Annotated in this window: 21 protein-coding genes; 2 read left to right on the plus strand and 19 right to left on the minus strand. The window is 69.8% G+C overall.

The annotated features are described in order from the left end of the window. Positions 1 to 260 precede the first annotated feature (260 nt). Positions 261 to 1,739: a thrombospondin type 3 repeat-containing protein gene (locus tag G4D86_RS49340; protein WP_205520399.1), complete on the plus strand. Its 1,479-nt coding sequence runs from the start codon at positions 261 to 263 to the stop codon at positions 1,737 to 1,739. 123 nt (positions 1,740 to 1,862) lie between these two features. Here the strand turns inward: G4D86_RS49340 and G4D86_RS49345 are convergent, their stop codons facing one another. Then, the gene (locus G4D86_RS49345) at positions 1,863 to 2,252 is read right to left on the minus strand and encodes a hypothetical protein (RefSeq protein ID WP_164002656.1); all 390 of its coding nucleotides are present in this window, start codon (positions 2,250 to 2,252) and stop codon (positions 1,863 to 1,865) included. A gap of 313 nt (positions 2,253 to 2,565) precedes the next feature. Between G4D86_RS49345 and G4D86_RS49350 the strand changes: the two genes are divergently transcribed. Further along, positions 2,566 to 3,159, plus strand: a complete 594-nt coding sequence (locus G4D86_RS49350) for a tetratricopeptide repeat protein (RefSeq protein WP_164002658.1) — start codon at positions 2,566 to 2,568, stop codon at positions 3,157 to 3,159. 33 nt (positions 3,160 to 3,192) lie between these two features. Here the strand turns inward: G4D86_RS49350 and G4D86_RS49355 are convergent, their stop codons facing one another. From G4D86_RS49355 to G4D86_RS49440, 18 genes are all read right to left on the minus strand, one after another. Continuing rightward, complete coding sequence (locus G4D86_RS49355) at positions 3,193 to 3,951, minus strand: hypothetical protein (protein WP_164002660.1); 759 nt, start codon at positions 3,949 to 3,951, stop codon at positions 3,193 to 3,195. A gap of 13 nt (positions 3,952 to 3,964) precedes the next feature. Continuing rightward, positions 3,965 to 5,650: a hypothetical protein gene (locus tag G4D86_RS49360; RefSeq protein WP_164002661.1), complete on the minus strand. Its 1,686-nt coding sequence runs from the start codon at positions 5,648 to 5,650 to the stop codon at positions 3,965 to 3,967. Between the two features lie 3 nt (positions 5,651 to 5,653). Next, positions 5,654 to 5,860 (minus strand): hypothetical protein, encoded by a 207-nt coding sequence (locus G4D86_RS49365; protein WP_164002663.1) that lies wholly within the window; start codon positions 5,858 to 5,860, stop codon positions 5,654 to 5,656. Then, on the minus strand, positions 5,857 to 7,584 hold the full coding sequence (locus tag G4D86_RS49370) for a tail fiber domain-containing protein (protein WP_164002665.1): 1,728 nt from the start codon (positions 7,582 to 7,584) through the stop codon (positions 5,857 to 5,859). The genes G4D86_RS49365 and G4D86_RS49370 overlap by 4 nt, the downstream gene beginning before the upstream one ends. Continuing rightward, a complete protein-coding gene (locus tag G4D86_RS49375) occupies positions 7,581 to 8,969 on the minus strand; it encodes a hypothetical protein (RefSeq protein ID WP_164002666.1) in 1,389 nt (462 codons plus the stop codon). Before G4D86_RS49375 ends, G4D86_RS49370 begins: the two co-directional genes overlap by 4 nt. Then, on the minus strand, positions 8,966 to 10,486 hold the full coding sequence (locus tag G4D86_RS49380) for a baseplate J/gp47 family protein (protein WP_164002667.1): 1,521 nt from the start codon (positions 10,484 to 10,486) through the stop codon (positions 8,966 to 8,968). The genes G4D86_RS49375 and G4D86_RS49380 overlap by 4 nt, the downstream gene beginning before the upstream one ends. After that, a complete protein-coding gene (locus G4D86_RS49385; protein ID WP_164002668.1) occupies positions 10,483 to 10,965 on the minus strand; it encodes a hypothetical protein in 483 nt (160 codons plus the stop codon). The genes G4D86_RS49380 and G4D86_RS49385 overlap by 4 nt, the downstream gene beginning before the upstream one ends. A gap of 58 nt (positions 10,966 to 11,023) precedes the next feature. Continuing rightward, the gene (locus G4D86_RS49390) at positions 11,024 to 11,437 is read right to left on the minus strand and encodes a contractile injection system sheath initiator (RefSeq protein ID WP_164002669.1); all 414 of its coding nucleotides are present in this window, start codon (positions 11,435 to 11,437) and stop codon (positions 11,024 to 11,026) included. After that, positions 11,437 to 12,087, minus strand: a complete 651-nt coding sequence (locus G4D86_RS49395; protein ID WP_164002670.1) for a hypothetical protein — start codon at positions 12,085 to 12,087, stop codon at positions 11,437 to 11,439. The genes G4D86_RS49390 and G4D86_RS49395 overlap by 1 nt, the downstream gene beginning before the upstream one ends. A gap of 3 nt (positions 12,088 to 12,090) precedes the next feature. Next, positions 12,091 to 12,726 carry a phage baseplate assembly protein V gene (locus G4D86_RS49400; RefSeq protein ID WP_164002671.1) on the minus strand — a complete coding sequence of 212 codons (636 nt, stop codon included), beginning with the start codon at positions 12,724 to 12,726 and terminating at the stop codon, positions 12,091 to 12,093. Then, on the minus strand, positions 12,723 to 13,244 hold the full coding sequence (locus G4D86_RS49405; RefSeq protein WP_164002672.1) for a hypothetical protein: 522 nt from the start codon (positions 13,242 to 13,244) through the stop codon (positions 12,723 to 12,725). Before G4D86_RS49405 ends, G4D86_RS49400 begins: the two co-directional genes overlap by 4 nt. Then, complete coding sequence (locus tag G4D86_RS49410) at positions 13,244 to 14,125, minus strand: hypothetical protein (protein WP_164002673.1); 882 nt, start codon at positions 14,123 to 14,125, stop codon at positions 13,244 to 13,246. Before G4D86_RS49410 ends, G4D86_RS49405 begins: the two co-directional genes overlap by 1 nt. Position 14,126: 1 nt before the next feature. Next, positions 14,127 to 15,155: a hypothetical protein gene (locus tag G4D86_RS49415; RefSeq protein WP_240360926.1), complete on the minus strand. Its 1,029-nt coding sequence runs from the start codon at positions 15,153 to 15,155 to the stop codon at positions 14,127 to 14,129. Positions 15,156 to 15,159: 4 nt separating this feature from the next. Next, positions 15,160 to 15,333, minus strand: coding sequence for a hypothetical protein (locus tag G4D86_RS49420; protein WP_164002674.1), 174 nt, complete (start codon positions 15,331 to 15,333; stop codon positions 15,160 to 15,162). 1,181 nt (positions 15,334 to 16,514) lie between these two features. Continuing rightward, complete coding sequence (locus tag G4D86_RS49425) at positions 16,515 to 17,378, minus strand: hypothetical protein (RefSeq protein ID WP_164002675.1); 864 nt, start codon at positions 17,376 to 17,378, stop codon at positions 16,515 to 16,517. 3 nt (positions 17,379 to 17,381) lie between these two features. Then, entirely contained in the window at positions 17,382 to 17,771 is a 390-nt protein-coding gene (locus G4D86_RS49430) for a hypothetical protein (protein ID WP_164002676.1), read from the minus strand. A gap of 15 nt (positions 17,772 to 17,786) precedes the next feature. Continuing rightward, positions 17,787 to 19,373 carry a phage tail sheath protein gene (locus tag G4D86_RS49435; RefSeq protein WP_164002677.1) on the minus strand — a complete coding sequence of 529 codons (1,587 nt, stop codon included), beginning with the start codon at positions 19,371 to 19,373 and terminating at the stop codon, positions 17,787 to 17,789. A gap of 175 nt (positions 19,374 to 19,548) precedes the next feature. After that, positions 19,549 to 20,034 carry a hypothetical protein gene (locus tag G4D86_RS49440; protein ID WP_164002678.1) on the minus strand — a complete coding sequence of 162 codons (486 nt, stop codon included), beginning with the start codon at positions 20,032 to 20,034 and terminating at the stop codon, positions 19,549 to 19,551. Positions 20,035 to 20,099 lie beyond the last annotated feature (65 nt).

The following is a 20,099-nucleotide window of genomic DNA, read 5'->3' on the forward strand; positions in this document are numbered from 1 at the left end:
GGGGCTGAAGATCTTCCCGCGGCTGCGTGCCGGGTGGATTCGCATCGCCGTGATACATGCAGACGTAGTGGTTTATACGTAAGTAATTGCCGCAGTCCTTTCAATGCGACGCCCCGTTCGCGAAGGAACAAATGCATCTGCGTTGGTCTCCAACGGCAGGGTTCGGCAGTGCTGCCCGGCCAGTGAGTCGTGCTCTAGCGCGACGCATCGGCTGACATTCAGATGGGAGAAACGCAATGACACGGAGCGGTATTCTCTTGATGGGAAGTCTGGTTCTGTTCGCGGCGAGCCCGGCGGAAGCTGTCTGCAAGCTGGTCATCAACGTCGACAGGACCGGGTCGATGATGTCGACGCGCGCGGACGGGCAGACCAAGTGCCAGGTCTCGCAGAACTCGGTGTTGTTGATCCTCGAGGGCTACTGGCAGGGCCTCGACTTCAACATCTCGAACCCGGGCCTCGGGTTCACGACGCGCGTGGAGTACGACACCAACTGCCCCGCGGGCCCCAACTACCAGGCCACGGCGAGCACGCGGCTCGTGCAGGTGCGCGAGTTCCAGGGCGACGTCATGCAGCCGCTGTGGGTAGGCTTCAAGCCGGTCAACGAGGCCATCCAGTTCATGGTGAACTCCTCGGGTTGGTACAACACCAGCACCGGCGTCAGCCTGAACAGCTGCCCCGGCGCGGCGACGCCGATGGCGCAGGCAATGTGTCGCGCGGCGCGCCAGTTCTCGCTGACCCCGCCGGCCGGTGAGTCCCGCATCATCAAGATGACCACCGACGGCCAGGAGAACCACTCGGACATCGTGCCCATCGATGCCGGCGAGACGCGCTGCCGCAACCCCGGCGACACCGAGCTGACGTGGCGCACCCGGGTGTCGGACGAGTACACGTCGCGCAACATCGTCTCGGACGCGGACCTCTGGAGCGTCATCAGCGACTTCTCGCTGCGCGGCCCGGCGCCGGAGGAGCGCGAGCGCGTCGCCGAGGCGCGAGGCGACGTCGTGGGCAACGTGGCGCCGCTCACCAGCCTGAGCCCGTCACCGGACTATGACTTCTTCTCGTCCCTGGCAGTGTCGACGGGCGGCCGGTTCACCTACGTCGAGTCCTCGAAGGCCATCTCCTCCGCGGCGACGCAGGCCGACAGCGACAACGACGGCATTCCGGACTACCGCGACCAGTGTGTCGGAGCCTGCGCGGCCGATGGGGACCAGGACGGCATTCCCGACGCCAACGACGTGTGCCCGTTCCTCGACGAGGACGGCCACGCCCCGGCCCGCACGGACGGCTGCCCGGACACCGACTTCGACGGCTTCCGCAACGGCCTCGACCAGTGCCCGACGATTGCCGAGGACCTGCTGGCGCCGTACCCGAACGATGGCTGCGCGGCGTCGTCCTGGAGCGCGTCGGGCACGCCGAACCTGAAGACGGTCGACAACGGCAGCGCCTGCACCAGCCTCAGCGTCACCTCGACGACTGGCGCGGCCTCGGTCGCCAAGCTCAACATCTCCGGCACCCACGCGTACCGCTCGGTGCTGCGCGGCACGCTGGCCCACAACGGCACCACCGTGGAGGCCTTCCCGATCAACACGTTCGCCGGTGGGTCGGGCACGTTCAGCTTCACCAACCGCCCCATCGCGATGCCCGCGGGCGCGGCGGCGGGGACGTGGACGCTGTGCATCTACGACACCGACGCCTTCGGTGACACCGGCGTGCTGAACACCTGGTCCATCCATAACTGACGCCTGACGAGCGTCCGGCGCGGACCGCCACTGCGGTCCGCGCCGTCTTCACCCGGCTCATGGGCAGGGGTGCCATGACGTGAGGGTGCGCGTGTAGGGCGCAGGCCCGAACCGTGAAGGGCGTCAGCGGCGCGGGCGAATCCATCTGACGGCGAGCCAGGTGGCCCCCACTCCCAGCGGAATGAAGAGCACCGAGAACAGCGCCGCGGTCTCCAGCGCCCTGGCGACCGACTCGCCAAGAAAGACACTCAAGAAGACGATGCCCGTGAGGACGTAGATGAGGACCATCGCGAGCTGTGCCCGCCACACCGCGCCGGGATGGTACGCGCCGGTGAGCACGGCCGCGGCTCCCACCAGCGCACCCGCGGGCACCGCGCACGCTGCGACCATGGGGAGCAAGAAGCCCACCGCGTCGAGGTGCTGGAATTGGAACAACGCGAATAGCGGCCCGGCGATGGCCGTATACAGAATCCCGAGTGCCGCGCCCTTGGCTGCCCCCAACCCGATGAACATGCATCCTCCCGTGTGAGCGGAAGGATGGACATGGATGCGTTCGCAGTGAGGCTCGCGACGCTGAACGGCTCGTTCCCGCGGGTGAGCGGTCGTCTGGGTTGGCACGGCGCGCCTGCACCGGGTGGGGGCCTCCGGCTACGATTCGGGCGCCATGTCTCCTCGATGGACCCGTCTCGCGCTGTCGTGCGCGTTGCTCCTGGCCGGCTGCGCACGCAGTCCCCCGGTCCTGGCCTGTCCCAGGGACGACTACGCAGCGCTGTGCGCCCGGTCGCTCGCTGAAGGAAACCTGCAAAAAGCGGAGGTCCATTGCGCCATGGCGCAGGAGTTCTCGCCCGAGCGCGCGGACGCGGACACGTGGGCCAACTGGGGCCTCGTCGCGCTCCTGCAGGGAGACACCGTGAAGGCGAAGCAGCGCCTCCTGCGTGCGCTGCGGTACAACGCGGACCACCTCGAGGCGCAGCGGAACCTGGGCATGACCTACCTGGAGGAGGGCGCCTACGCGCAGGCGCTGGAGAGCTTCAAGCGGGCCCTGCGGGTGAATCCGGACGACCTCCATGCGCGCTACCACCTGGGAGTGACTCTCTTGAAGCTGGACAAGGCGGCGGAGGCCCGGAAGGAATTCAACGCGGTGCTGGCCGTCGACCCCGACGTGGCCAGTGCCCACCAGGAGCTGGCCGTCCTGGACCACGCGGAGCGGAACCTGGAGGGCGCCTTCCAGCACTTCTCCCGGGCCACGCAGCTCACGCCGGATGCGTTTGACGCCTGGCGGGACCTGGGTACGGTGCTGCTGGACCTGCGCCGCTTCAGCGAGGCGGAAGCGGCCTTTGGCAACTGCGTGCGTCTGCAGGAGACGGACATCGGCTGCCGCGACGGCCTGGAGAAGGCCCGGAGCGCGGCAGCTCCGTGAGCGTCGCGAGACTCCGGGCCGGCCGTCGAGCAGCTACGCCCGCCGCACCTCGCGGATGATGCCCGTGGGCTCGGGCTCTCCCACCGCGACGAGCTGCTCGAGCTCCCCACGGATGAGGAACTCGGCCTGGGCGCGGAAGAATTGCTTCTCGTGGAGCAGCTCGGCGCCGCGCGCGAGCCCGACGAGCACCATGCTCGGCCGCAGCAGCCGGATGCGGACCCCGGACCCGTTCGAGGCCGGGCCGTCGAGGTTGCCCATGCCCGTGGAGGCAATCAGCGCCGCGCTCAGCGCGCTCGACAGCAGCGTGTCCGCGGCCCCGGGTTCCTGACTCCAGGCACGGATGATGAGCGGGATGTCACAGGGCGCGCGTTCGAGGAACCCGGGCGCGCGCTCTCCTCGCAGGAGCGCCACCACGGCGACATCCGCCTGGGCGGGAGGGCGGTAGAAGCGCACGGTGCGGTCCTCCACCAGGTACTCATCGCCCCGGCGCAGCGGCTGGCCGGGCGGTGACTCGACCTCCACCACCTGTCCCACGGCGCCTTCCGGCAGGACGAAGTCCACCTGCTTCCCGTTGGCGCGCCAGCGGTGCACCCCGAAGTGGAAGGCGGGCTCGCGGCGGGCCGTCAGGTCCTCTCCCTCGGGCAGCGCCAGCTTCAGGCTCGCCGCGGTCACCTCGACCAGCTGGGTGACGTCGGCCGCGGGACCCAGGGAAGGGCCAGTGGCCACGTCGACATCGCCCGGCAGCGCGGAGAGGAGCGCGTCATGGAAGAAGGTTTCGACGGAGACCAGCATGGCGGGCGCAACCTCAGGACGGCTGGAAGAGCGGGTAGGTGTCGCTCCGGGGGCTCGTCACGCGAAGCTCGGAGAGGGTGAGCTCCCCGGCGGTCCGGGAGCGGACGACGACCTCGAGCGCGGGCGCGGGGCCCGTCGCGGGGGCACCGGGAGGGGGCAGGTCCGCGAGCACGCGCTCGTCCAGGCTGACGCGCCCTTCGGCGTCGGGCTTCACGGCGAGCTGGCGCGAGCCCCAGCGCAGCAACACCTGCGGCGGTGAAGGCGGCTCGGTGGCCGAGGCGAGCAGTCGCGGGCGGCTGTAGGCCCAGGGGACACTGCTCGTGCCTCCCGTCGCGGGCACCTCACGCTCCAGCCAGGGGCCGGTGTCCTCGGCGCGGTAGAGCGCGGCGCGCGGCGCCAGTCCTCCATTCGCGGGAACGGTCGCCGCGTCCCCAAGGCTCCAGAGCACGCTCCCCTGCGTGACGGTGAGCACCGCCCACCAATTCGTCTTCTCGTCGAGCACAACGGGCCTGGGCAGCTCGAAGGAGACCCAGCGCGGGGCCCAGGGCGCGTTGCCCTGCTCCTCGAGCGCGAGCTCCACGGCGACGCCCAGGGGCACCTTGCCCGGCCGGCTAAACTCATCCGGGAAGAGGGTCAGCGTGCCCTGGACGGAGCGGGTGAGGGGACGCAGGTGGAGGTCGAGGCCGGCGAGCGCGCCGCCCCCCTCGGGAGGGGAGAACGCCTGCGCCGCGGCCCAACCCTCGCCACACCGGTGCGCCTGCGCGGGTTGGGCGGGTGGTTGGGGCGCGAGGGGGATGCTCTCACCGCGCGGCTGGTAGCGCGTGAGGAACCGGACCTCTCGCAGGGGCCTGTCCGGTGGCACCTCGATGCGGCCCACGCCCTCTCCATCCGTGGAGAGCGGCAGGGTGAGCGAGTCACCGCCGGGACTCCACTTCCGGGTGAGCACGGCGGTGTCCAGGGTGAGGGCGAGCCTCCGGAGCCGCGAGGGCGCGGAGGAGCGGAGCGTGAGGGTGACAGGGCCGCCGCGCAGGCTGGCGGGCCAGGCCCGCTGGAGCGCGGCGCGCAGCTCGTCCCGCAGCGTCAGCTCCTGGAGGGGCAGGAGCGGCATCGCGTGGTGGAAGAAGAGCTGCTCCGGCTCGATGAGGGCCGTCAGGTCCGGAGGCCGGGCGGAGGCCTTCACTACCAGCTCCGACACCACGGTGGCGGTGGTCTTCTTGGTGGGGTCCGGAGGCATGGGATTGGCCGGAGCCACGAAGAACTCCACCATCAGCCGGCTGGCCATGATTCCGGGCAGGGCCTGCCCGGTGCCCCCCAGCGTGGCGGTGCTGCCGGGAGTGGGCGGGAACCACGGGCCTCCCTCGGCGACACTGACGCGTCCCTCCTTGCCCGTCTCGGAGGTCTTGACCTGCAGGAACGTCAACGGGCGGCGTGCGCCCCAGTCGAGGCTGATCCAATTGATGGCTGTGTTGGCGGGCGCGGGCCCAGGCCCCAGGCTGGTGGCGACGGTGGCCGTCGGCGGGAGGTCCACCAGCACGTCATCCCCCGGGGCCTGGAGGGTGAGCGAGGCGCGCAAGAGCTCCACGTCGGCGGGCACGTCGAGCGCCACGGAGAGGCCGGAGGGGTCCACCGGCGCGGTGGGGCCCGCGGGCACCGCCTTGCCGCCATACTTCAACGTGGCTCCGACGCGCGCGTCGCCCATGGTTCAGCGGACCGCCTTCGGCAGGTCCGTCACGTTGTCCGCGGGCTGCTCGTGCGCCAGCAGCTCCTGGATGACCTGCATGGCGCCCTCGATGCGCAGCAGCGTGGTGGTGAGCTGGTTCCGCTTCGCATCCAGCTCCGCGAGCATCTTCTGTCCGGACTCGTACTCGGACTTGAGGGCATTGAGGCGCTGCTCGAGGGCGTTCTTCATGTGGGGTTCTCCTGCGTGGCGGCTCGCAGCGCGGCACGCAATTCGTCGAGTTGCTGCTGCTGGGACTTGATGGCCTCGACGAGCGGGGCGACGAGTCGAGCGTAGTTGATGCCCTTCATCCCGTCCGGCCCGTCGTCGATGACCTCGGGGAAGACTTCCTCCACCTCCTGGGCGATGAGGCCGATTTGCGGGGACTCGTCCCTGGGCGCCACCATCTTGAAGCGTGTCGCGCGCAGCTTCAGGACCTTCTCCAGCGCGCCTTCCAGCGGGGTGATGTCTCGCTTGAGGCGGAGATCCGAGCCTTCGTATCCACCACTCGAATAGGTCTTGCCGATGACTTCCAGGCGGTCCCAGAGCTTGACGATGCGGCCGGTGGGGGTCGTGCGGCCCAGGATCATCAGGGCACCGTAGTTGGCGGCGTTCTCGATGGCCGCGTAACCCTGGGTGTTGCCGATGCCGCTGTGGTCGTGGTCCGTCTTGTTGAAATACAAGCCCGAGTTGGCGGCGTAGAGGTCGCCCTGGACCTGGAGGTTCCTGGTGGCGAACACCGTGCCACCCGTATCGATGTGCAGCGGGGTCATCACCCAGCCTCTCGCGTCCGAGAGCAGGCGGATCGCGAAGCCACCTCCTCCTTGCGCGGCGAGGTTCCAATTCCTCTGATTCGCCACGCCGTACGTGCTGTAGAGGTCGAGCTCGGCCCAGCCTCCCGAGCCGCCCGCCTCGATGCGGGCCAGGAGGCTGGTCGTCGAGGCGATGTGGAGCGCAGCCTGGGGCGTGGTCGTCCCGATGCCGACGCCACCGCCGCGCTTCAGCACGATGCCGTTCGCCCAGTCCCAGTTCCCATCCGCCTTGTCGGCGGTGATGTGCAGGAAGTCGCCGGTCCCACTCCGGGAGTGGAGGATGAACCGCTTGTTGGTCGCGTTGCTCCCGAGCAGCAGGTCCTGTTCCGTATGGATGTTGCCCGTGGTCTTGAGCGTTCCCTTGGGAAGCTGCGCCCACTCTCCGACGGACAGCCCGCCCTCGCCAATGGCCACCATGCCGTAGAGGGCGATGGACTTGTACTCGATGCTGCTGTTGACGCGCAGCCAGTCGTCGGTGGCATTCGTCTCGAGGATGCGTCTGCCGGTGGCGCTCAACAGCGAGGGCCCACCAATCTTGAGGTCGCCTCGGACGGTGACCTTGCCATTGCCCCGGGCCTTCAGGCCCAGGTCCTGGTCCGCGTTGGAGCCCGTGGCGTAGAGGGTGTTGTGGGCAATCCCGATTCCCTGCGTCCCGTTGGTGTGCCGGAACTCGACGCCATCCGACTCGGAGCTGAAGTCACCCGTGACGTACAGCCCCCTCACCGTGGTGGGGTGTGCTCCCGTGCGGGCCGCCTCCTGGATGTCCAGCTTCGCCCTCGGTGACGTCGCCCCGATGCCCACGTTGCCGGTCACCGTCAGCGCGCCGGAGACAGCACCTCCCGTGACGGCGAGCTTCTCGGTTCCCAGGCCCGTGAGCCTGTCGAACACGTTGAGGCCCCTCACCGTCAGCAGGGTCGTGGCGTCGACCTGCTTCACCGAGAGCGTGGTCTCGGGGTCGATGCCGCCGCCGCCCAGCTTCTTGCCGTCATCCCCTCCCAGGTGGGTGTGCGTGCGGAGCGCTTCAATCATCCGCACCTGCACGGTGTTCCAGTGCTCGGAGAGGATGGGGTCTCCGGGATTGGCCTTGATGTACGGGTCGGTCATTTCTTGAACCTCGAGGTTTCGAAGCGGGTGCCGTCGAAGACACCGGACCAGGAGAGCCGGTCATCGGGCTCGGGGAGCTGCTCCTCGAACTTGATGGCCTGCCCGAAAGACGTCAGCGCGTCCTTGACGCTGGGAGGCTCCGCGAAGGTGGTGGTGAGCGCCATGCGGTGCGGGCTCTCGTCCACGGAGACCTCTTCGGGTGGCAGCGTCAGCATGAACTCGATGCGCGCGCGGACTCCCGAGGCCCGGCCGTAGTTCAGCGTGGCCGTCAGCTCCCGGACCAGGTCGGGCAGGCCCCTGGCCTGGGGGGGGACGTAGTCCACCGGGATGCGCAGGACGAAGGTGGCGGGGGTGACCTCCGTCCACCGGAACTGGATGTCGATGCGCGGTGACTGCTTGGGCTCCAGCGCCAGCTCCAGGGCCTTCTGCCGGGCCTGCTCCAGCTCCGGATTCCGCCCGGCCGGCAGATAGTTCTGCAGCTCCTTCTTGCTCAGCGTGCCGTGGCTCCAGTGGTTCTCACCGGGTGCGAGCTCCGGCAGCCCCTGGTCCTGGTTGAACACCGAGAAGCGCGCCGCGTCCGTGTCGAAGCGGAACGGCTGGTTCTCGTCGTCGAAGCGCGTGGGATGCGCGAGGAGCACCGGCTCCTTCGCCGGGCTGCCGTCAATCAGGGGGACGCGTTGGTGACGCAGCGTGAGCGTCTTGCCCCGGGGCACCCTCCCCAGGAAGAGCACGTCCAGCCCGGACTCGTGGTGGTGCAGGATGGGAATGGAGATGTCCGCATCCCCGGGCGCGGTCAGGGAGACCTCCGGGCGGGCCGGGTCCAGGCCCTGGTTGACGGTGAGGAGCCGCTGGTCGGCGGGCATGCCCTGGAAGCGCGCCAACGCGGGGGTTGGCGGGTTGTCGTCGAGCTCGACGTGGAGCCTCCGCGTGCCCGGAGTGCCATCCGCGTTGGCGGGCCCGGGGACGGTGAAGAGGCCCACGGCCGTGTCTCCCTTCCAGGAGAGCTCCGGCGGTTGCTCGGCCCTGTACACCATCGACACCAGCCGCAGGAGGGCCGGGGCGGTGTTCATCCCCGTGCGGTGCAGCTCCACGAGCGAGGCGAGCCGCTGGCGGAAGTAGACGTCGTCCTCGTCCGGGCCGGGCTGGAGCCCGTAGAGCGCGCCCAGCTGGCCCAGCTCGGAGCCCGCCTTCGTGGCGAGCGAGTCGTCCGCCCGGAAGCCCTGGGCGAGCGTGTACCAGCGCGAGCGCATGAGGCGGGTGATGCCGCCCTCCATCACGCCCAGCTCCTGGGCGATGACGTCGAAGAGGAGGGTGATCTTCCCGCCGCTCTGGAGGAGCGGGGGGAGGTACCCCACCATGCGGCGTGCGCGCTGGACCGGGTTCATCCGAGCCCCACCAGTTCCACGTTACCGAGCGCCAGCTGCACGCCGAGGGGCACGGGGCGGGTGGACAGGGTGCCGGTCTTCTCCAGGGAGAGGGAGAGCCCGCTGTCCGTGGTGAGCGTCGCGGACAGCAACTCCTGGACGCCGGACTCCTTGCTCAGCGTCGCGCGGAGCGCATCCCAGAGGACCTCCGCCTGGGGCTTCTTCGTCGCCTGCGCATCCGCGGTGATGCGTGCCGAGTACACCTCCACCGCGCCGCGGAGCGACTGGCGCACCTGCTCGGGCGTGCGCCGGTCCGAGTTCGGGAGCGACACGACCAGCTCCAGGCGGTAGACGAGCGCTCGCGAGCGGGAGATGTCGGGCGGCATCTTCACGAGGTCGAGCGTCGGCTTCTCGTCGGGCTTGAACTTCCAGTCGGGCCCGAGCTCCCGGCGCGGCCCATCCACGAGCACCTTGCGCTGGGCGTCCCAGACGTAGGTGCGCACGGTGATGTCGCTGACGTGGCGCACGGCCGGGTTGGAGAAGAGGACGGCCTCGAGCTTGCGGCGGCTCAGCAGCTCCCCCGCGGGCACGCTCTCGACGAAGGTGGACAGGGCCTGCTGGAGCTCGCGGCGGAGCCGGTCGAACGCGGCCTCGTCGAGGTCCGGGTCCACGGGCTCCACCTTGAAGCCGGGCCGCAGATAGAGGGTGCGCGCGTAGCTGAGCCGGACGCGGATGCCGGCGGCCTTGGAGTCGCGGATGGCCTGCTCCACCTGCTGCACGGCGTCCGGCTGATGCTCGAAGTCCGGGTCTCCCACCAGCACCTCGATGACCCCCGGAGGCGCGTCCGGGGGCTCGCGCACGGTGACTTGCTGAACGCCCTGCTGGCGCACGGCGGCGGCGATGGCCTCGAGCGTGCCCATCTCCCCATCCCGCAGGGCGGTGCGGGCCCGGGCGCGCAGGCTCGCGTCCGTCTCCTCCTGGCCGGTGCGGCGGATGGGGGCCCGGTTGGTGACGGCCTCGATGCCGAGCACGGGGCGGGGCATCACGTTGAGCTTGCCGGGGTCGATGGTGGGGGGCGCCTTCTTGGAGGCGTCCGAGTCGTCCTGCACCTCCTGCATGGGGACGACGACCCGGGTCTCCCCCCGGCGGAGCACCGCGTCCTCCATCGTCTCGAAGAGGGGCAGAGGCTCGTTCTCCGCGAGCACGCCCGTCACCTGTCGACCCGCGGGGATGCCGATGTCCTCCGGGGCGGGCGAGTTGCGGCTGAACTCCACGTCGCCGGTGAGCCGGCCCGCCCGGGCGCGCGAGATGCCCAGCACGGCCACCACGTTGTCCAGCGCCGCGCCCTCGGCCGTGTCGAGGTAGCCCGAGCGGTGCGCCAGCTCGAGCATGGCGTAGAAGGTGGCCATCTCCCGGCCGTAGGACTCCGCCAGCGTGCGGGCCATGCTGCCCGCGTTCTTGTCGATGCCCGGCCCGAGGTTCCCGAGCAGCCGGTCGACAATGGCGCTGAAGGAGGTGTCGAGCGGCGTGAGGCTCAAAAGGAGATCTCCCAGCTCAGCGTCATGACCATGTTCGCTCCCCGGTTGACCGGGGGGAACTGCACGCGGTTGAAGAGGATCTTCTCGGTGCCCACGGTGATCTGGATGCCCGCCTCGGTCAGCGGCTGCACGGTGCCCGCCGGGGGCGCGGCGAGGGTGGCCGACACCGTGCCCTGGACGACCGTGACGTTCGCGCGCGAGACGAGCGCCACGTCGGGGTCGCGGTCCTCCGCCTGCTCGGCGATGGGCGCCTTCAGCGCGGTGTCCGCCACGTTGGCGGGCTCCGTACCGGTGCCCACCACGATGGCCCAGCTCGTGGGCAGGGCGTTCTTCTTCCCCAGCAGCAGGTCCGCCAGCAGCTGCTTGCCGCGGGTGGTGATGAGGTTGTGGTGCTGGTACCGCTCCACGAGCGCTCCGCTCATGTCGCGGAGCTCGATGGTCAGCACCCCTTTCAAGCCCGGCTTCTCACTGAGGTCCATGGTGCTCTCCCGAAATCGTGTCGTGTGCTGCGAACCCGCTCATTGACCGCCGCGCGTCTCACCCCAGGTCGAGAGCCAGCCCGAGCTCCACCTCGTCTCCCGTGGTGGCGAGGATGCTGGCCCGGACATCCACCGCGCCGGGCAGGTCGGGACGGGCGCTGACCGTCAGGCTCGTCACGTCCTCGACGCGGGGGTCTTCCTTGAGGGCCTGACGCACGTAGCGGCGCAGCAGGTCCAGGTTCTGGCGGTCCAACGGCTCGCCGATGAGCTCCGCCACCTTGCTGCCGTAGCGCACATGGCCGAGCTGCTCCAGGTGCCCCCGGTAGATCATCAGCCGCAGCGTGAGGGCCTGGATGAGGTTGTCCTTGCCACTCACCGTTTTGGCGCCGCCCGCGTCGGTGGACCAGTCGAGGTCCACCTCGCCGGTGTCCTTGAAGGCGAGCCGGAGGTCCGTCTTCAGCTCGTCGGCCATTACATCAACCTCCCGGGCCCGGCGGTGGCCCCGGGCGAGGAGGGAATGCCCGGGGTGACCTTGAGCCGCGACATCATCTGGGTGAGCGCGTTGGAGAGCGTCTCGGCCATGGCGCCGGCCAGGTCCGGGATGTTCTCTCCGCGCAAGCCCTCGGCCTGGAGGAAGCCCAGGACGAGGGGTTGGAGCATGGGCTTGGCGGGAGCTGCTCCCACCAGTGAGCCGGGGGAGGACGTGGCGAAGCCCGCGATGGCCATGCCCGGCGCGACCTGTACCTGGAGGCAGAAGAGCGTGAGGGCCTGCGCGATGGACTGGGCGATGGCCTTGGCCAGCGCGGGCTTCTGCTCGCCGTTGAGCTTGTTGGAGGACAGCGCCCCCAGGGCGATGGGCTCCAGCTGCGAGGCACCCGGGCCACCGGCCGGTGGGGGCAGCAGCATGCCCGGTCCCGCCGTGCTTCCCGAGCCGGGAGGAGGAGGCGCCGCCGCGGGGATTCCGGGGGCCACCATGGCCATGGACACGAAGAGGGTGAAGGCCTGTCCGCAGACCTGCCCCAGGGCCTTGGCGAGGTCGGGCGCATTCTCCCCCCGCAGGCCCGACGACTGGAGGGCGCTGCTGGCGAGGTTCTCGATTTCGGATGCGCTCGGAGCCGGCATGGGTCAACCCTTGGCCTTCACCTTCTGCGAGCCCTTGAGCGGAGCCCCGGTGAAGTAGCACTTGTGGCTTCCCTCGGTGATGACTCCGGTGCCTCCCGTGCCCAGGTCGATGTTGCCCGAGGCGTCCACCGTGGCGTCCTTGCACTTGAGCTGCACGTTGCCGTCGACCTCGATGCTCAGGTCCTTCTTGCCGACGATGGAGATGGTGTCGTCCTGCTTCACCGTCACCACCGTCTCGCCGGCGGTGATGACCACCGACTGGTCCTTGTCGATGGCGATGGACGTCTTCCCGCCGGGAGGGGAGACGACGCGCCACTCGTCCTCGGCGTGCTCGGGCGGGTTGGTTTCATCCGAGTAGAGCCGTCCCACCACGATGGGGCGGTTGGAGTCGCCCCCGACGTAGGAGATGAGGACCAGGTCGCCCACGCGCGGCGCGCTCACCATGCCCACGTGCGGGGTGGTGATGGGCACGCGCCGCAGCTCCAGTCCCCCCTCGCGCAGCTTCACGTTGCACTCGTGGTTGTGCGCGTCTCCCTCGGCATGGGGGAAGGTGCTCGTCACCACGCCGATGTCGCCCAGGCGCAGCGAGGCGAGCTCGTCGCGGATGATGGCCCGCATCACGGCCATGAGGTCGCTCATGAGGTTGCTCCCGCCAGGACGGGCTTGGGCGCGGGCTTCGCCACGAGGCGCTGCTCGTACGACTTCAGCGTGGCCGCGAAGTCCACGACGGACTGTCGCAACCCGGCCAGCGCCTCTGGCGGCAGCAGCCCCTTCAAGATGGCCTCCGCGCCCTTGCGGACCTTGTTCATGACCTCGAGCATGGACCGGGCCGCCTTGGTCAGAGGGGCGAGTGCATCGAGGCCGGCCTGCCGCAGGTCGTCCTCGGAGGTCGTCGCAAGGCCCTGGACCTGTTCCAGCGTGGGGTCCAACGACTCCAGCAGCTTCGGGATGGCCGCCACCTTCTCCAGCTTGGCGATCCACTCGACGAGCTTGCCCAGCACCGTGCCGAGTGCCTGCAGGCCCACCTTCACCGGCCCGCCAATGCCGAGCTGCCGTACCAGGTCCACCAGGGCCTCGACGGTCTGGGTCTTGAACAGCTCGTCCAGCGCTTGGATGAGCCGGGAGATGGCGTTGACGATGTCGCTCGCGTTGCTCATCACTTCACCCCGAGGTCCTGAAAGGGGGCCATCACGTCGAAGTCCTGGATCTGCATCCCCAGTGCCTGTGCCTCGTCCACCACGCGCTTCAGCTTGGCGAGGAAATCGCTCGCCCCGGCGATGCCCTTCACGATGCTGAGCGCCGCGCCCAGGTCGATTCCGGTCAGCGACTCGAGCACGTTGATGCCCTCGGTAGCGAGCTTCTCGATGAACGACCCCAGGTTGCCGCCGTTCTGCAGGGTCTCGAGGAAGTCGCCGATGATTTGCGGATTCACCTTGCCCAGCGCGCCGAGCAGGGAGCCGAAGCTCTTGCCGCTCAGCGTGCCCTGGCTCTTGGCGACGACGGAGCCGAGCTCGCCCGCGCTCAGGTGTCCGAGCAGTCCGGGGTTCTTGTCGACGGCGGACATCAACGAGTCGGGGTTCTGCAGCACTCCGGCGGCATCCACGGCGCCCGCGGCCCACGCCCCGGCATCGTCGGCCACGGCATCGTTCACGGCGGCGACGCCCGCGTCGGCGGGCTGGGGCGGCTCCTGATGCTCGCGGACCTTCAGGTAGAAGCTGAACCGGTTCTGGTGACCGGCGAGCTGCTTCACCTGGAAGTCGGCGATGATGACCTCGGTGAGGTCGGCCCCGGCGATGGCGTCCGCGGCGAACGACATCGGCTGGGCCTTCATCTGCGCCTGGCGCAGCTCCTCGAGGGCGGCCTGCGTGTCCTCGCCCAGGAGGATGCCCTCCATCACCACCGTGACGGGCTCGCGGCCGAGGTCCTGGAAGACGCTGCCGGACTGACCCGGGACTCGCTGCTGCACGAGGTTGCGGGCGTCCTCGGTGTAGATGTTCGTCAGCCCGACGAGCTCTATCTTGCCGATGCGTACGGGCATCTCAGAACTCCAACCGGGTGACGAAGCCCGTCTTCAGGCTCAGCGTGTGCCGCACCGTGCGCACGCGCAGCACCTTGCCAGAGGCCAGCGCATTCACGGGGTGCTCGGCGGGAATCTTGTCGAGCTTCACCAGGTCGCCCGGCTTCACCTTCGGACTGCCCAGCACCTCGATGAACCCACGCAGGGGACGGGAGGCCAGCAGCGTCATCCTCGCCTTGGCCTGGGTGGCCGCGTCGTCTCCCGTCCTCACCGCTCCGTCTCGCACCTCCCGCATGAGCTTGCCCGCGCTGGCCGGCTTCACGGTGAATGTCTTGTCCATGGAGGCCTTGCCGCTCACCGAGGCCAGGTCCTTGACGAGCCAGTGGGCCTTGTCGGAGCCCTTGGCGCTCGCCGCGCCCTCACCCCATACCTGCACACCGTCGTAGGCCGGTGAGGCCTGCTCGAGCCCGGTGCGCAGCACCTGCTCCGGATAGGTGAAGGTGTGGTCCGCGCCGCCCTGCTTCGGCGCGGCGAAGTGCACCTTGCCGTCTCCATCCGTGTACACGTCGAAGCCGCACTGCTCGGCCAGGCGCTGGAGGTGGCGGAGCGCTCGCGGTCCGCGGTGGAGCACGTAGCTGGGGAACTTGGGGCCGTCCTCGATCTTCCCCGCGGTGGCCCCGGCCTTCTGTACCAGCTCCTTGGCGATGGCTCCGGCCGACATCTGCTCGTACGCCCCCTCCAGGTCGAACCGGGCGAGCTTCGCCAGCCCATCGGCTCCCACGACGAGCGCCGTGTCGGGTGCGGCCTTCGTTTCCTGCACCTCGCCGGTGAAGACGGTGGCGCCGCCGTTTCCGTCATCGAGGGAAATCGTCGTCTTGTCCCCGGGCTTTGGGGGCGCCGAGCCCGTGGCGACCAGCTCCAGGGAGCAGTGGCCCCCGGCGCCATCCATGGTCAGCGCGCAGGAGATGGAGCGCACCTGTCCATTGCCGGCGCGGGGCTGGCTCGAGGCCTGGAAGGAGCCGATCTTCACCTCGTAGGCGATTCCCGCCATCGGCTCACACCTCCAACCCGTGGCGGCGGGCGGTGTCGCGGAGGATGTCGACGAGGGCCTCTTCCAGCGCGCGCCGGTCCACGCCAGGCGCGGCGCCGGACGGGTCCAGGTGGACGTTGACGTTGAACGTGTTGCGCACGGCCTCACCTGGAGGTGTCGCGGCACTCTGGGCGCTCACGGCGCGCTCCGGAGGCAATGCGGCGCGTGTGAGCTGGTGGGCCCGTTCCAGGACGGGCGCCATTCCACTCGTGACCTGCTCGGCGAGGGCCGGGGCGACAGGACTCGGTGGACGCGTGGGCGCCGGTGGGTCCATGGGCTCGGGGGCCGGGAGGAACGTGAGCCGGCGCTCCGGGCGCGGCGCACCGCCCTGACTGGAGGGCGGGCTGGAACGCTCCGGGCGCGCCTCGACGGGCGAGGTCACCGTGGCCTGCTCGGGGCGGGGGAGGAGACGGACGCGACGCCTGTCGGCTGCGCGTGCGCCGCCGGGAGCGGTGGCTCCGCTCGGGTTGGCGGGAGGTGGCGGCTCAGGGAGGGGGGAAGCCTCGCCTCGGCTCGCCTGGAGTGACGGAGCGGGAGTACCGGCGAGCCGTGCGCGGGTGACTTCCACCGGGCTCCCGGTGTGCGGCGTCTCCGCCAGGGTGGCGACAGGGGCGGCGCTCTGGACAGGGGCGGCGCTCTGGACAGGGGCACGCTCGACAGGCCCGGACGCGGAACCGTCCACGGACCTCGTGTCCGAGGCGGCGAATGGGAGCGGTCCGGCGCTCCGAGTCTCCGCCCGTTCGGCGTCGGCCGGGAGCGATTGGAACGGGGCTCGCGACAGGGTCGGAGCCGTCGAGTGGGGCTCGAGCTGGGAGATGAGACGCACGAGACGTCTGTCTCGCGCGCGCGCACCGCTGGGCGAGGAGGGGGCTCGACCCGTGCTCCCGGGCTGCTCCAGGGACGGGGGGACTTCGCCGTGGACCTCCGCCCTTGCGCCGGGTGGAGGGGGCGCGGAGACGCTTGAGGCCCTCACTCCGGCCACGGGGTTGGTGTGGGGGGCTTCACCCCGGGTGACGAGGGGCGAGGCGCCTCGTGTCTCGGCGCGTGAGGTCGTGGCTTCGGAAGACCGGCGGGGAGCCGCTCCGAGCACCGGGGCCGGCGAGCGGGTGAGGTTGGCAGGCAGCAGGGGACTGGCCGTGGCCTCCCCGGGGCCGGACACGGCTTGTTCCGGGGCGGGCTGTTCCGCAGCTTCAGACGACTCCTGCCTGGAGGGCGCTGGAAGCCGGACACCCAGCTGCTTCGCGACGGACTCCAGCGCCCGGAAGGCCGGGCGCGCGAGGAGCGCGGAGAGCTCTCGGGTCGTGGTGGACGAGCGCATCGTCAGTCCTCCACCTGGATGACCACCGCGTCGGGATGGTCCGCGAGGCCCGGCGCCCGCCGCACGGGAGCGGAAGCCGGTGCCGACGGCTCCGCCACCTCCAGCAGCGCGAGCAGCCGGTCGACCTCGGCCGCTGGCGTCTCCCAGACCTGGGACGGAGTCCAGCCGAGCGCCTTGCACAGGCGCAGCGTCGTCCGCGCCAGCTTCTGGCTGTCCGCGTCCGCCGCCTTCATCCTCCGGTCCTCGTCGCGCTCCCCGGAGTTGTTGAGCGCGACGGCCACGTCGAGCAGCGCGGCCGTGGTGGCCCCGTCGAGCATCGTCAGCTGAAGCCCTGATGGCTCCAGGGCCACGACGGAAGCGGAGAGCATGGCGCGCAGGTACCGCTCCAGGCTGAGCTCCTGGCCGCCACCGGCGCTCGGGGTGAGGCTCTCGCTCAGCGCCTTGGAGCGCTCCGCGAAGGTCCACGGCCGCAGTCGGGCGCGCACGGAGCCAGCCCGCACCCACCCGTCCGCCTGCACCTCGGAGCCTGGCGCGTACCCACCGGTGGTGGCCCACCAGAGCGCCACGGGCGCCAGCTCCTCGCCGAGGGGCGCCGGCACCCCCGAGTCCCGCAGCACGTCGAGAGCGAAGCCCTCGGTATCGAACCGGAGCCCCTGCTCATCGGCGCTGGCGTGACGGTCCAGCGCCCGCAGGTGCTCCTCGAAGCTCCAGCGGCGGAGCCGGACGCGCTCGCCCGTGGAGGTGTCCACCTCCAGCGCCCCGCCCGGGGTTCCCACCTGCACGGAGAAGCGTCTGCCGTCCACCTCGATGAATGAGGGGACGGCGGAGCCGAACTCCCGAGCCGTGCGCGTGGGCACCTCTGGCACGTGTTACTCCTCGCGAACCCGCGTGGCGGTGAAGGCGTAGGTCGTGGCCGCGCTGCCATGCGCATCGAGCTGGAAGGCCTTGCCTTCCACGAAGCAGTCGTCGAACGACAGCGTGCGCGTGTCGTCGGTGCCCTCGGTGCGCTTCAGGCTCGCCACGAGCTGGAACTTCGCGCGGTCCTGCAGCAGCGTGTCGAGCGCGACGCTGGCAGAGCGGATGATGAGCTCGCCCTGCACGGTGCGCAGGCCGAAGATGACGTCCACCCGCTCGTTCGAGCCGATGGCACGGATGTCCTCGCGCTCGGTGACGATGCGGAAGACGAGGGACTGGAGTCCTTCGACGGGGTTACCGTCGACGAGGACGCTGCTACGGTTGGCGGAGAAGACCGTGGGCATCAGCGTGTTTCCTCATCAAACCTGGACCGTGATGGTCGCGTAGATGTAGTCGATGGCGCGCACGGGCCTCACGGCCATGTTCACGCGGACGATGCCCAGCGCGAAGTCGGCCTGGGAGGAGTAGACCTCCACCTTGAAGGCGGGGTCCTTGCCGTCAGTGGACGGGACGATGGCCCCGTCCTTCTCCATCTGCACCAGGGCCTCGACCAGCTTCTGCTTGAGGGCGGTGCGTCCGTCGGCGTTGTTCAGCAGGCCGATGAAGAGGTCTCCAATCATCTTCAGCAGGCGCACGGCCCGGTCCGCCACGCGGCGGACGTTGATCTGATCTCCGTCGGTGGTGAGCCCGCGGAGCACGATGGTGCCGCGTCCACGCTCCAGCACCACGGGGACCACGTTGCCCCGGAGCAGGGCCTTCTGGTCCTCGGTGGAGATGGGGGGCAGGTCGGCCAGCCCCGAGAGCCGCTTGAAGGTGGGCGAGTGGAAGTAGGGGAGGTTGCCCACCACGCCCGTCACCGCGCCCACGACACCGTTGGGTGCCACCAGCACGAACCGGTCGCTCACCAGGTTGCTCGCGAGCAGCGCATGCGTGTCCGGGCTCCCGGTCCTCGGCACCTGGCCAAACCCGATGCGGCCCTTGCACTCGTCGCTCATGGCGTTGCAGTGGCTGATGACGGCGCCGTAGACGCGGGTCACCTTCGTCAGGTCCGAGAAGTCCTGGACGGCGGCGAGCACCATGTCCACGTCCGCCTCGTCGCGGAGCCGAGCCAGCGCGGCGGCGTAGTCGTCGGCGCTCGCGTCCTGACCTCCCGCGAGGGTGTACTCGTCCGCTTTGGGCCAGCCGAGCGCCTTCGCCGCATCCACCTTCACGAAGGACGAGCCCTTCAGCGTGGCGCCGAACGTGGCGAGCGTCTGGCTGCGGTACACCTCCAGAATCTCCTCACGGCCGGCGACCCTGCGCAGCACCTGCAGGTCGAAGGAGATGGACTGGTCGATGTTGTCCCGGTACCCGACGCGGACGATGAGGCCGTTGGCCCACGGCCCCGGCGCGCGCGCCATGAGCGTGAGTCCGGCCTTGTCGTTCGTGATGTCCAGGCCCGCCGTCTGGGCGGCGGTGGCCTCGTCCAGGCGCGCCTTGGCCTCCGTGTAATCCTTTTCCGCCGCCTTGACCTTCACGGGGTCTGCCCCCGCGTTCGCCTTGAGCGCTTCCCACGTCTTCTTGGCGGCGTCCGCCACGGCCGTGGTGTCGCGGACCGCCTTGTCCAGCAGGGCGCGGAAGGCCTTGGCCTTGTTCTCGTCTCCGGCGACGGCCGCGCGCGCGACGGCTCCCGCGCTCGCAGGCAGTGGCGAGATGACCAGCTCGGAGACGCCGTTATCGAGCGCCTGCCGCGCCTCGGGCAGGCTGTAGGCACTGCCGCGGCCCAGGACTTCGACGTAGCGGGACCAGTTCCCCGCCCGGGTGACCTTGAGCTCCTTCTGCTCGGTCTCCTCCGCCTTCTCGGTGAAGCCGATGAGCCCCAGCACTCCGGACGGAGCAAGCTGCTGGGGCAGCACTTCCTTGACCACCGTTACCTGGACACCAGGAATGATGAGGCCACTGGCCATACGCTCTCCGTTCCCTCATGGACGAGGGGTGGATGCCCCTGCTCAGGGCGCAGGTTCCCCGGACCGCACACACAGGCGATGCTCGCGCACCCCCTGGGGACACGGTCCTCTTCAAATCTCGTGGGAGGAGCGGGAGTTCCGCAGCGCTGCGGCGGAGCTCCCGGCGGCCCCGCGCTCAGGCGGTGAGCGCCAGACCCGACTTCTTCAATGCGGCAATCGTCTCGGCCGCCAGGGCCTCGACCTTGCCCGCGAGCGCGCCGACGACCTTCATGAGCAGGTCGACGATGGCGACGATGTGCTCGATGCCCGCGTTCACGAAGTCGACGATGACGTTGAGGAAGCGCTTCGCCGTCTCCGCGAAGCCCTGGGCGCTCGACGGCAGCAGATCCAGCGTGGAGGAGACCACGTCCCGGCCCGCCGTGATGACGTCCTTGATGCCGTTGAGCACCTTCGGGTCGGTCAGCTGCTTCACGACGCCCGCGACCGAATCGAGCACGTTGCTCAGCGTGGTCTGCACCGCGTTCAGGATGACGGTGGGCAGCTGCTTGAGAACGTCCTTGAAGCTCTGGCTGGAAACGGCCGTGTACAGCTTGTACAGCGCCTGCTCGATCTTGATCGCGGTGTTGTCGACGGTGGCGAGCACTGCGGAAGCATCCGGCATACGACCCCCTCTTCGATGACGAAACGGGACTGACGTCGGACTGGCCCGGATATCCGCCTGCTTGG

Origin of the sequence: Pyxidicoccus caerfyrddinensis, from assembly GCF_010894405.1 — a bacterium.
In the GTDB taxonomy this organism is placed as follows: Bacteria; Myxococcota; Myxococcia; order Myxococcales; family Myxococcaceae; genus Myxococcus; species Myxococcus caerfyrddinensis.